Source organism: Micromonospora sp. KC606, assembly GCF_004348675.1.
Lineage (GTDB): Bacteria > Actinomycetota > Actinomycetes > Mycobacteriales > Micromonosporaceae > Micromonospora.
Genome location: NZ_SMKN01000007.1, coordinates 1 through 11,821, shown reverse-complemented (window position 1 = coordinate 11,821; position 11,821 = coordinate 1). Strand labels below are relative to the sequence as shown.

General features: G+C 71.4%; 11 protein-coding genes. 7 read left to right on the top strand and 4 right to left on the bottom strand.

Annotated features, from left to right (window positions below):
• The first annotated feature begins 1 nt into the window (after position 1).
• From secF to E1193_RS03005, 3 genes are all read left to right on the top strand, one after another.
• A complete protein-coding gene (gene secF / locus E1193_RS03015) occupies positions 2-1,189 on the top strand; it encodes a protein translocase subunit SecF (RefSeq protein ID WP_132179994.1) in 1,188 nt (395 codons plus the stop codon).
• Positions 1,190-1,280: 91 nt separating this feature from the next.
• On the top strand, positions 1,281-1,847 hold the full coding sequence (locus E1193_RS03010; protein WP_132179992.1) for an adenine phosphoribosyltransferase: 567 nt from the start codon (positions 1,281-1,283) through the stop codon (positions 1,845-1,847).
• A 250-nt stretch (positions 1,848-2,097) separates the two neighbouring features.
• Positions 2,098-4,533 (top strand): bifunctional (p)ppGpp synthetase/guanosine-3',5'-bis(diphosphate) 3'-pyrophosphohydrolase, encoded by a 2,436-nt coding sequence (locus E1193_RS03005; RefSeq protein WP_207922535.1) that lies wholly within the window; start codon positions 2,098-2,100, stop codon positions 4,531-4,533.
• Positions 4,534-4,609: 76 nt separating this feature from the next.
• On the opposite strand, the gene E1193_RS03000 is transcribed toward E1193_RS03005, so the two are convergent.
• Both E1193_RS03000 and E1193_RS02995 read right to left on the bottom strand, forming a co-directional pair.
• Entirely contained in the window at positions 4,610-5,449 is an 840-nt protein-coding gene (locus E1193_RS03000) for a peptidylprolyl isomerase (protein WP_132179988.1), read from the bottom strand.
• Positions 5,450-5,507: 58 nt separating this feature from the next.
• Positions 5,508-6,392: a peptidylprolyl isomerase gene (locus E1193_RS02995; RefSeq protein ID WP_132179986.1), complete on the bottom strand. Its 885-nt coding sequence runs from the start codon at positions 6,390-6,392 to the stop codon at positions 5,508-5,510.
• Positions 6,393-6,641: 249 nt separating this feature from the next.
• Between E1193_RS02995 and E1193_RS02990 the strand changes: the two genes are divergently transcribed.
• From E1193_RS02990 to E1193_RS02980, 3 genes are all read left to right on the top strand, one after another.
• Positions 6,642-7,361, top strand: a complete 720-nt coding sequence (locus tag E1193_RS02990; protein ID WP_132179984.1) for an MBL fold metallo-hydrolase — start codon at positions 6,642-6,644, stop codon at positions 7,359-7,361.
• A gap of 88 nt (positions 7,362-7,449) precedes the next feature.
• Entirely contained in the window at positions 7,450-8,772 is a 1,323-nt protein-coding gene (gene hisS / locus E1193_RS02985; protein WP_132179982.1) for a histidine--tRNA ligase, read from the top strand.
• A 193-nt stretch (positions 8,773-8,965) separates the two neighbouring features.
• On the top strand, positions 8,966-9,904 hold the full coding sequence (locus tag E1193_RS02980) for an acyl-ACP desaturase (protein ID WP_132179980.1): 939 nt from the start codon (positions 8,966-8,968) through the stop codon (positions 9,902-9,904).
• A gap of 108 nt (positions 9,905-10,012) precedes the next feature.
• Here the strand turns inward: E1193_RS02980 and E1193_RS02975 are convergent, their stop codons facing one another.
• The gene (locus tag E1193_RS02975; RefSeq protein WP_132179978.1) at positions 10,013-10,528 is read right to left on the bottom strand and encodes a PaaI family thioesterase; all 516 of its coding nucleotides are present in this window, start codon (positions 10,526-10,528) and stop codon (positions 10,013-10,015) included.
• 56 nt (positions 10,529-10,584) lie between these two features.
• On the opposite strand from E1193_RS02975, the gene E1193_RS02970 reads away from it, so the two are divergent.
• On the top strand, positions 10,585-11,064 hold the full coding sequence (locus E1193_RS02970) for a helix-turn-helix domain-containing protein (protein WP_132179976.1): 480 nt from the start codon (positions 10,585-10,587) through the stop codon (positions 11,062-11,064).
• A gap of 48 nt (positions 11,065-11,112) precedes the next feature.
• On the opposite strand, the gene E1193_RS02965 is transcribed toward E1193_RS02970, so the two are convergent.
• On the bottom strand, positions 11,113-11,821 hold a 709-nt coding region (locus E1193_RS02965), incomplete at its 5' end, for a GDSL-type esterase/lipase family protein (protein WP_132179974.1).

Sequence of the window (11,821 nt, the reverse complement as noted above, 5' to 3'; positions counted from 1 at the left end):
GATGGCTGGTGAAGGTGGTCTCGCGAGCCGGCTCTACCGCGGTGAGGCCGGGCTCGAGGTCGTCGGTCGCCGCAAGCTCTGGTTCGCCCTGGCCGGCGTGCTGGTCCTGATCGCGATCCTCAGCTTCGCGACGCTCAAGTTCAGCCTCGGCATCGAGTTCGCCGGCGGCAACTCGTTCCAGGTGCCGGCGAGCGTCGGCACCCTGGACCAGGCCGAGGCGAAGGTCGAGGAGGCGCTGGCGGCCAAGGGCGGCGGCGCCGAGGTGGTCACCGCGCAGCAGGTCGGCAGCACCAGCGGCGAGTACTACGAGCTGCGCACCTCACAGCTCAGCCCGGAGCAGGCCATCGAGGTCAAGGACGAGATCGCCCGGGAGTTCGGGATCAGCGCCGACCAGATCAGCGGCAACCAGGTCAGCAAGGCCTGGGGTGAGCAGGTGACCTCCCGGGCCCTGCTCGGCCTGGTCATCTTCGTGCTCGTGGTGGCGATCTACCTGATCATCCGCTTCGAGTGGCGGATGGCGGTCGCCGCGATCGTCTCGCTGTTCATGAACCTGATCCTCACCGCCGGCATCTACTCGCTGGTCGGCTTCGAGGTCACCCCGTCGACGATCATCGGTTTCCTCACCATCCTGGGCTTCGCGCTCTACGACGTGGTGGTGGTCTTCGACAAGGTTCAGGAGAACACCCGGGGCATCACCGCCAACAACCACCAGACGTACGGCGAGGCGGCCAACCTGGCGTTGAACCAGTCGCTGATGCGGTCGCTGAACACCTCGGTGGTGGCGCTGCTCCCGGTCGGTGGCCTGCTCTTCATCGGCGCCGGCCTGCTGGGCGCGGGCACCCTGAAGGACCTGGGTCTGGTGCTCTTCGTCGGTATGGCGGTGGCGTTCCTGACCTCGATCCTGCTGGCCACCCCCCTCCTGGTCATGCTGAAGGACCAGGAGCCGCGGATCGCCGCGCACAACAAGCGGGTGCTGGCCCGGCGCGGCGCGCTCGCCCGCGGCGAGGTCACCCCGAAGGGTGCGCCACGGCCGGCCGAGGGCGACGCCGACGCGCTCGACCCGGAGGCGGCGGCGCTGGCCGGCAGCGCGCCCAAGGTGGGTGCCCGGCCGGCCGGCAAGCGGCAGAACGCCGCCCGTGGCGGGCGGGCCGGCGGGGGCAACCGGCCGGGTGGCGGCAGGCGCCGCTGACCGAGCCGACCCGGTAGGTGACGACCCGACGGCGTCCTTCATGCTGTGCCAGCGGCAGGAAGGACGCCGTCGTCGTACGAGAGGGAGCACCGTGACGCAGACCCACAGCACCGGGGTACGGGGAGACAGCGGTCCGGAGGTCGCCCGGCTGGTGGCCAGCCGGGTCCTGGACGTGCCGGACTTCCCCAAGCCGGGTGTGATGTTCAAGGACCTGATGCCGCTCTTCGCAGACGGCGACGCGTTCCGTGCGGTGATCGACGGGATCGTCGCGCACCACGGGCGCGACTCGTTCGACATCGTGGTGGGCATCGAGGCCCGGGGCTTCGTGATCGCGGCGGCCATCGCGTACGCGACCGGGATGGGGGTGGTTCCGGTGCGTAAGGCCGGCAAGCTGCCCCGGCCCGCCTACGCGGCCTCGTACGCGCTGGAGTACGGGGAGGCCACCCTGGAGGTCCACCAGGACGCCTTCACCGCCGGGCACCGGGTGTTGGTGGTCGACGACGTGCTGGCCACCGGCGGCACCGCCGAGGCCACCCTCGACCTCGTGGAGCGCGCCGGCGGCACGGTCGCCGGTTTCACCGTCCTGCTGGAACTGGGCTTCCTGAAGGGCCGCGAGAGGCTGGCCGGTCGCCCGGTCCATGCCCTGCTGACCGTTTGACAGCGGCGTCCCGGGCCAGGTGCGGGCACCGTCCGTCCGGCGGAGGGGCACCGCACCCACCGTGCGGGTAGCATGGCCCTTTGCTGAGCGGACGGGCGACCGTCCGGGCGGCGCGAGGACCGCACCGGCCGGGGGTGCCGGGGCGGAACAAGACCGGCCCACGGGCCGGTTGCAGAGGACGTCGGCCGGACGGCCGGCGCGTTCCCGGCGAGCGGTGAGGAGGCCGGTGTCCCACGATGTCGTCCCTCCGGTGGAGGGCACGGTGCACCCGACAGGCGATGCTGATGGCTCGGTGACCGAGCGGAAGAGCAACCCGCCGGGCCGGGTGACGGGCGACGGCACGGCTGCCGAGGCCGGTCCTACCGGCGCGGGGACGGTCACGCCGTGCGCCGACGGCGACCCACTGCCGAGCGCCGGTTTCGGGCTGTCCAACGCGCCCACCGGCCGCCGGGTGCGGGCCCGGCTGGCCCGGTTCAACGCACCCTGGCAGAGCTCGCAGGTCAGCGAGGTGCTGGAGCCGCTGATCGCCACCCACCGCGAGAACCACCCCAAGGCGGACGCCCGGCTGTTGCAGCGGGCGTTCGACACCGCGGCACGCTGGCACTCCGGCCAGTACCGCAAGTCCGGCGATCCATACATCACGCACCCCCTGGCGGTGGCCACCATCCTGGGCAACCTGGGGATGGACACCACGACTTTGGTGGCGGCGCTGCTGCACGACACGATCGAGGACACCGAGTACACCCTCGACCAGATGCGGGCCGACTTCGGCCCGGAGGTGACCCTCCTGGTCGACGGCGTGACCAAGCTCGACAAGGTCAAGTTGGGCGACGCGGCCAAGGCGGAGACGATCCGCAAGATGGTCGTGGCCATGGCCAAGGACCCGCGGGTGCTGGTGATCAAGCTGGCCGACCGGCTGCACAACATGCGGACCCTGACCTTCCTGCCCCGCCCCAAGCAGGAGCAGAAGGCGAAGGAGACGCTGGAGATCCTCGCTCCGCTGGCGCACCGCCTCGGTATGAACACCATCAAGTGGGAGCTGGAGGACCTGGCCTTCGGCACCCTGTTCCCGAAGCGGTTCGAGGAGATCAACCGGCTGATCGGGGAGCACCAGCCGCAGCGGGAGTCGCTGCTGCGCCAGGTGACGCAGAAGGTCGGCGCCGACCTAAAGGCCGCCAAGATCAAGGCGGAGACCACCGGGCGGCCGAAGCACCTCTACTCGATCTACCAGAAGATGATCGTGCGGGGCCGCGACTTCAACGACATCTACGACCTGGTCGGGGTGCGAATCCTGGTCGACACGGTGCGGGACTGCTACGCGGCGTTGGGCGTCATCCACGCCAACTGGCAGCCGGTGCCGGGCCGGTTCAAGGACTACATCGCGATGCCCAAGTTCAACATGTACCAGTCGTTGCACACGACGGTCATCGGGCCCACCGGCAAGCCGGTGGAGATGCAGATCCGCACGTACGCCATGCACCGCACCGCCGAGTTCGGCATCGCCGCGCACTGGAAGTACAAGGAGCACAAGGGCACCCAGATCGTCGGCCCGCCGGCGCACATCGACGAGATGACCTGGCTGCGCCAGCTGCTGGACTGGCAGCGGGAGGCGGCGGACCCGAGCGAGTTCCTGGACGCGCTGCGGTTCGACCTGTCCAGCCAGGAGGTGTACGTCTTCACCCCGAAGGGTGACGTCATCCCGCTGCCGACCGGGTCGACGCCGGTGGACTTCGCGTACGCGGTGCACACCGAGGTGGGGCACAAGTGCATCGGGGCGCGGGTCAACGGCAAGCTGGTGCCGCTGGAGTCGACGCTGTCCAACGGCGACGTGATCGAGATCTTCACCTCGAAGTCCGACACCGCCGGCCCCACCCAGGACTGGCTCGGCTTCGTCAAGAGCCCTCGCGCCCGCACCAAGATCCGCCAGTACTTCAACAAGGAGCGGCGCGAGGAGGCGATCGAGGCCGGCAAGGACGCGATCGTCAAGGCGATGCGCAAGCAGGGCATGCCGTTGCAGCGGATGCTCACCTCCGACAACCTGATGGCGATCGCCCGGGACCTGCACCTGGCCGACGTGGCCTCGCTGTACGCGGCGGTCGGCGACAGTCAGGTTTCCGCCCAGTCGGTGGTGCAGAAGCTGATGGCCTCCTACGGCGGCGAGGAGGGCGCGGCGGAGGACATCGCCGAGACCGCCGTCGCCACCCGGCCGCCCCGCAGCCGGCAGAGCAGTGCCGACCCGGGTGTGGTCGTGCGGGGCGTCAGCGACGTGTGGATCAAGCTGGCCCGTTGCTGCACCCCGGTGCCGCCGGACTCGGTCTTCGGCTTCGTCACCCGCTCCGGCGGGGTCAGCGTGCACCGGGACGACTGCGCCAACGCCGAGGACCTGCGGGCACAGAGCGAGCGGGTCGTCGAGGTCAGCTGGAAGCTCACCTCCGCCTCGACGTTCCTGGTGGCCATCCAGGTCGAGGCGCTCGACCGGCACAAGCTGCTCGCCGACGTGACCCGGGTGCTCTCCGACGAGCGGGTGAACATCCTCTCCGCCACGGTCACCACCACCCGGGACCGGGTGGCGGTGAGCCGGTTCAGCTTCGAGATGGCCGACCCGAAACACCTGGGCCACCTGCTGGCCGCCGTCCGGAAGGTCGACGGCGTGTTCGACGCCTACCGGGTCACCTCAGGGGCCTGAGGCGTCGCCCTGCCGGGCATCGACGAGAAAGCGCCCGCCGGCTCCAGCCGGCGGGCGCTTCGTCGTACGGGCGAGATCAGTTCTGGATCTCGCTCATGGTCAGCTTGTTGATGACGACCTCCTTCTTCGGGTGGCCGCCGCCGGCCTGAGCCGCGAAGGCCTTGTCGTCACCGGCCGCCGCGACCTGCTTGACCAGGTCCATGCCGCCGGTGACCGTGCCCAGGACCGTGTAGTTCGGGTCGAGCGGCGAGTCGCCGTAGACGATGAAGAACTGGCTGCCCGTGCTGCCCGGCTGGCCCGAGTTGGCCATCGCGATCACGCCCTCCGGGTACGGCGGGCGCTTGTCGGTGGGCAGGTTCTCCTCGGCGAGGTTGTAGCTCGGGCCGCCGCTGCCGTCGGACTCCCGCCAGCCCTTGCCGGTGGCGCTCGGGTCGCCGCACTGGAGCACCTTGATGCCCTCGGTCACCAAACGGTGGCACTTGGTGTTGTCGAAGAAGCCCTTGCTGGCCAGGTGGGTGAAGCTCCCGGCGGTGCAGGGGACGGCGGCACGGTCGATCCTCGCGGTGATCGGGCCCAGGTTGGTGTCGATCGTCATCGTCTGGGTGCCCTTGTTGACCTGCTGGTTGGGGGGCAGCCCGACGTCCTTGATCTGCTTCGGCCTGCCCTCGGTGGGCACCTCGGTGTACGCGCACTGCGAGAAGCCCTCGGGCGCGGCGGCGGTGTCGGTCTTGTCGTCGTCACCGCCGAGCGTGGTCACCAGCCAGACAGTGCCGGCGACCACGAGCAGCAGGACCGCACCGGCCCCGACGATCGCCTGCGTCTGCCGGCGCTTGCGGGCCCGGGCCGCGCGTTCGGCCATCTCCCGCTCGAGCTTGGCCCGCGCCGCCGCGCGCTGCCGCTCTCTCGTGGACGTCACGGTCACTCCTCCTGGACGTATCTGCGCGGTCGGTGCCGCGTGCGGTGGTCTGTCCGGTTCAGCCGGCGCTTGAGCTGGCCGCCGGGGCGCCGGAGGCCGGGCCCGTCGGCGCCGGGGCGGCCTGGTTCGGCTCGCCGACGGTGAGCTTCTGGATCACGACGTCGGTCTTCGGCTTGACCTTGTCGCCGGCTCCATTCTCCACGGTCGGGAGGGTGCCGATCTTCTCGATCACGTCGAGCCCGCCGGTGATCCGCCCGATGACCGGGTACGCCGGCTTGGGCGGGTTGAAGTCCTTGAAGAAAATCAGGAACTGGCTGCCGTTGGCGCCCGGCGGATTGCCGATCATGGCCACCGTGCCCTTCGGGTACGCCGGCGCCTGACCGGGGGCCGGGCTGGCCGACGGGCTCGCCTCCGGCTCCGCGGGGACGTTCTCGCTGTAGAAGGAGTAGGTGGGGCCGCCCAGGCCGGTGCCGCTCGGGTCGCCGCAGCGCAGCGCGCCCTCGCTGGTGATCTCATGGCAGGTGGTGTTGTCGAAGAACGACCGGCCGGCCAGGTGGGCGATGCTGGCCGCGGCGCAGGGCGCGCCGGCGAGGTCAAGCTCCGCGGTGACCGGGCCGCCCTGGTTGGTGGTGATCGTCATCGGCCGGGTGCCGGAGGTGGGCAGGCCGGTGGTGGCCGGGGTGCCGACGTCCTTGAGATTGGTGTTGGCGGCGGCGTCCTGGGGTGTCCAGAGGCAGGTCTCCTGGGCGGTGTCCCGCTTCGGCTCCCGGTCGAAGGCGCCCAGGCCCCACGCCGAGCCGAGCACGACCAGCGTCAGCACGACCGCGGCGCCCACGCCGGCCTGGATCTGTCGACGCCGCCGTGTGGCGGCGGCCCGTCGGGCCAACTGCCGGTCGAGCTTGGCCCGCGCCAGTTTGCGCTGCCGGTCCCTGCTGGAAGCCACCCGTGCTCCCCTTCCTCTACCCTGGTCGTCACCGGCGCCTCGGGCCGTCCGGCCGTCGTGGAACAGGTGCGCCACGCCACACGCCCGCCAGAGTGTACGGGTACCTGCTGGGAAAGTGGTGTACGAGGCCCCGCCCCGGTTTATCAAAGTGCGTCACTGTGGCCCTCGGGGCGGGTGTGCCGGGCGGGCCGGGCCGTTCCCGGCGACTAGGCTGCTCGGTGGGGACGACTGGACGGAAGGGGAGCGGACGTGCTCGTGGCTGGCTTTCCCGCGGACGCCTTCGGCACCAACTGCTACGTGGTGGCGACCGCGCCGGGGGAGCAGTGCGTGGTGGTGGACCCCGGCATCGGGGTGCTGGACCGGCTCGACGCCGTGCTCGCCGAACACCGCCTGCACCCGGCCGCCGTGCTGCTCACCCACGGCCACCTCGACCACACCTTCTCCGTGGCGCCGGTCTGCGGCGCGCGCGGCATCCCCGCCTACGTCCACCCGGACGACCGGGAGTTGCTCGCCGACCCGTCCAAGGCGCTGTCGATGGACCTCACCGCGCTGTTCGGCGGCCGGCTGCCGTACGCCGAGCCGGACGACGTGGCGGAGCTGACCGACGGCGCGACCCTGGCCCTGGCCGGGTTGGAGATCACCGTCGACCACGCCCCGGGCCATACCGGCGGGTCGGTGCTGTTCCGGATGCCCGGCGCCGGTTCGCCCTGGGAGGCCGAGCAGATCTGCCTCTCCGGCGACGTGCTCTTCGCCGGCTCGATCGGTCGCACCGACCTGCCGGGCGGCAGCATGCCCCGGATGCTGGCCAGCCTGCGGGAGAAGGTCCTCCCGCTGGCGGACGACACCGTCGTCCTGCCCGGCCACGGCCCCGCGACCACCATCGGCCGCGAGCGCGCGACCAACCCGTACCTCGTCGAGGTGGCGGGCAGCGGCGACGCGCGCCCGACCGCACCCACCCGCGGCCTGTGATCGGGCAGCGCACACGATCTCCCCGCGCGGTCCGCGCGGTAACCACGGAGACTCTGCCGCGCAGCGCGCGGCTGCCAAGGAGTACGCCATGAGCAAGCCCACGCCGATCTCCGGCTTCCCCGAGTGGACCACCGGGCAGCGGATGATCGAGCAGTTCGTCCTCGACCGCATCCGCCGCACGTTCGAGCTGTACGGTTTCGCGCCGTTGGAGACCCGGTCGGTGGAGCCCCTCGACCAGCTGTTGCGCAAGGGGGAGACCTCCAAGGAGGTCTACGTGCTGCGCCGGTTGCAGGCCGACGCCGACGGCGCGGCCGGCGACGACGCGCTCGGCCTGCACTTCGACCTGACGGTGCCGTTCGCCCGGTACGTGCTGGAGAACGCCGGCAAGCTGCACTTCCCGTTCCGCCGCTACCAGATCCAGAAGGTGTGGCGGGGCGAGCGCCCCCAGGAGGGGCGCTACCGGGAGTTCCTCCAGGCCGACATCGACATCGTCGACCGGGACACCCTGCCGGCACACCACGAGGCGGAGATGCCGTTGGTGATCGGCGACGCGCTGCGCTCGCTGCCGATTCCAGCCGTGCGGATCCAGGTCAACAACCGCAAGATCTGCGAGGGCTTCTACCGGGGCGTCGGGCTGACCGACTCGGAGGCGGCGCTGCGCGCGATCGACAAGCTCGACAAGATCGGCCCGGTGCGGGTGGCCGAGCTGCTGGCCGAGACCGCCGGGGCGAGCGAGGCGCAGGCCAAGGCGTGTCTGGCGCTGGCCGAGATCAACGCGCCGGACGCCTCCTTCGCCGACGCCGTGCGCGCCCTCGGGGTGAGCGACCCGCTGCTGGACGAGGGCGTCGCCGAGTTGGTCGCCGTGGTGGAGACCGCCGCCGCGCACTCGCCGGGCCTCTGCGTCGCCGACCTGCGCATCGCCCGAGGGCTGGACTACTACACCGGCACCGTGTACGAGACGCAGCTGGCCGGCTACGAGCGGTTCGGCTCGATCTGCTCCGGCGGCCGGTACGACAACCTGGCCAGCTCCGGCACCGTCCGTTTCCCGGGCGTGGGCATCTCCATCGGGGTGACCCGCCTGCTGGGCCTGCTCTTCGGGGCGAACGCGCTGTCGGTCTCCCGCAGCGTGCCGACCTGCGTGCTGGTCGCGGTGACCGCCGAGGAGGAGCGACCGGCGAGCAACGCGGTCGCCGAAGCGCTGCGCTCCCGGGGTATTCCCACCGAGGTGTCGCCGAGCGCGGCCAAGTTCGGCAAGCAGATCCGGTACGCCGAGCGGCGCGGCATCCCGTACGTGTGGTTCCCCGGCGCGGAGGGCGACGAGGTGAAGGACATCCGCTCCGGCGAGCAGGCTGCCGCGGCGGCGGGGGAGTGGACCCCGCCCCGGGAGGATCTGAAGCCACTGGTCGGCTGACCTCGGGCGGTCGGGCCTGGCCAGCGGACGATCCTCGGAGCGGTCGGTCCAGTGTGGCGCCCCAGCGAGCACCAGCTGCCGGCGTCGTTCGGGCCGCGTGTCGGAAGAGGTGTGAACAGGGCCTTTGCTACTGGCGCGTACGCCGACGGCGACCTACGGTGGCGTAAGTTACGCCACCGTAGGGAGACGCGCCATGACTGCTCCGCTGAGCCAGACCGCTCTGCTTCTCGAACTCGAACCCGTGGTCGCGAAGAACCTCGACCGGCACCTGTCCATGGCCAAGGAGTGGTTCCCGCACGAGTACGTGCCGTGGAGCGAGGGACGTACGTTCGACGGGCCGCTGGGCGGCGAGGCCTGGGCGAAAACGGACTCCACCATCCCCGACGTGGCCCGGACCGCGCTGATCGTCAACCTGCTCACCGAGGACAACCTGCCGTCGTACCACCACGAGATCGCCACTCTCTTCGGGCGGGACGGCGCCTGGGGCACCTGGGTGCACCGGTGGACCGCCGAGGAGGGGCGGCACGGCACCGCCATCCGCGACTACCTGACGGTGACCCGGGCGGTCGACCCGGTGGCGTTGGAGCGGGCCCGGATGACGCACATGTCGGCCGGCTACCACAACGTGCACGGGGACGAGGTGCTGCACTCGCTGGCGTACGTGTCGTTCCAGGAGTTGGCCACCCGGATCTCGCACCGCAACACCGGCCGGGCCACGGCCGATCCGGCCTGCGAGGCGCTGCTGGCCAGGGTGGCCGCCGACGAGAACCTGCACATGGTCTTCTACCGCAACCTGCTGGGCGCCGCCTTCGAGTTGGCGCCGGGCCAGGCGATGCGGGCCGTCTCCGACGTGCTGGCCGACTTCCAGATGCCCGGCGTCGGCATCGAGGGCTTCGCCCGCAAGTCGGTGGCGATCGCCCTGGCCGGCATCTACGACCTGCGGCAGCACCGCGACGAGGTGGTTCTGCCGGTGCTGCGGCAGTGGGACGTCTTCAACGTCACCGGCCTGGACGCCGACGGCGAGGCCGCCCGCGACCAGATCGCCCGGCACCTGGACGACCTGGAGCGGGCGGCGTCCCGCTTCGAGGAGAGGCGGGACGCCCGCGCCTCCCGCCTCGCCGCCCGCGCCTGACCCGGCCACCCCGGGTCCACCGGGTCCAGGGTCCACCAAGCCCACTTGGTACACCGGGCCCACCGGGCCCACCGGGCCCCTGGGCGGCTGGGCCCGCTGGGGGTGGGATCAGGTGGGCTGGTCGAGGGGGAAGAGCAGACAGCTCGACGTGGCGTGCGCGATCAGGCGGCCCGGGGCGTCGGTGAGGCGGGCCTCCGCGAGGGCGGTGCGGCGGCCGCGCTGCAGCACTGTCCCCTCGCAGCGCAGCATGCCGCTGGCGACGGTGACCGGGCGGAGGAACTTCACGTTCAGGTCGAGCGAGGTGTAGCCGACCCCGGCCGGCAGGGTGCTGTGCACCGCGCAGGCGGCGGCGGTGTCCAGCAGGGTGGAGATCACCCCGCCGTGGACGGTGCCGAGCGGGTTGTAGTGGAACTCCTGGGGGACCAGCTCGACGGCGACCCGGCCCTCGTCGGCCTCCATCCGTGCCATGTCGATCAGGTGCATGATCGGTGGTGCGGCCAGCTCGCCGGCGATCATCGCGCGCAGCAGCTCCAGACCGCCGCGCCGGCCGACGTGTGCCGCACCGGCCGTCGGGTCGGACCAGGAGAAGGTACGGCTGCGCGCCGGGCCCTGCGTCTGAGTCATGGACTCAGCCTGGCAGCGCATTGCTGAGTCTGTCAATCAGACCTAGCCTGGTCGGTATGAGACCCGCGGCGCTGGACTGGTCGGTGGAGAACTGCACCATCGCCCGAGCGATGGCGATTCTGGGCGAGCGGTGGACCCTGGTGGTGCTCCGCGAGGTCTTCAACGGTGTCCGCCGCTTCGACGACATGCGGGTGCGCACCGGCGTCCCAAGGCAGGTGCTGACCAACCGGCTGGCCACCCTGGTCGAGCAGGGTCTGCTGCGCCGCGAGCCGTACCGGGAACCGGGCAGCCGGGTGCGGCACGAGTACCGGCTGACCGAGAAGGGACTCGACCTGTGGCCGGTGCTGGTGGCGGTGCTCGGCTGGGGTGACCGCTACCTGGCCGACCCGGAGGGCTCGCCGCTCTCCGTGGGGCACCGGGCCTGCGGGGCTGAGGTCCACGTCGAACTGCGCTGCGCCGAGGGGCACGAGGTGGGCCGCCCCCGGGACGTGGTGCCGCGACCCGGCCCCGGGGCGCGCCGCCGGGCCGACCGATAGCGCGCGCCGGCGCGCGGACGGTGACCGCCCGCGCGCCGGACCGGTCGGTCACCAGCCGAAGCCGTTGGCGTACGAGACGCTGGCCAGCACCGCCTGTCCGCTGGTGTTCGGATGGAAGTAGTCCCAGGTGGAGACCTGGCTCAGGGCGAACGGGTAGCGGAACACCGCATTGTCGTCGAAGTCGCAGTTCGGGCCGTACGCGGCGCAGGCCTGGGCGAGTTGGGTGTTGTAGTCGACCACCCGCTGCCGGACCCGGTTGCGCCGGTCGACGTCGGCCTGGAGCGTGGAAGTCGGGTTGGCCAGCATGGACTGGCAGATGCCGAACAGCGACCAGGCGTTGCGGGCGCTGCTGCTGCCCTTGCCCACCTGCCAGAGTCGGTGGATGTCCGGAATGCTGATCACCGCCACCCGCGCGCCGGGCAGGCCGGCCCGGAGTCGGTCGAGGGCCCGGTCGATGTTGGCCCGGAACGTGCTCACCGGGGTCATCGCGGACTCGGAGCCGGTGCAGGCGTCGTTGGCGCCGATCAGCATCGTCACGTACCCGACGCCCTGATTGACCGCGCTGCCGGCCTGGTCGTGCATGTCCGCGGACTTCGCCCCGGTGCGGGCGTGGTTGTGGTTGCGGCCCTGGATGGCCGGGGTGGCCGCGCGGATGCGCAGGTAGTGGCTGGTGACGGCGGAGTGGTCACCGGTGCTGAACGACCGTGAGGTGCAGTCGACGTACCACCCACAGGCATTGAAGCCGCGGGTGATGGAG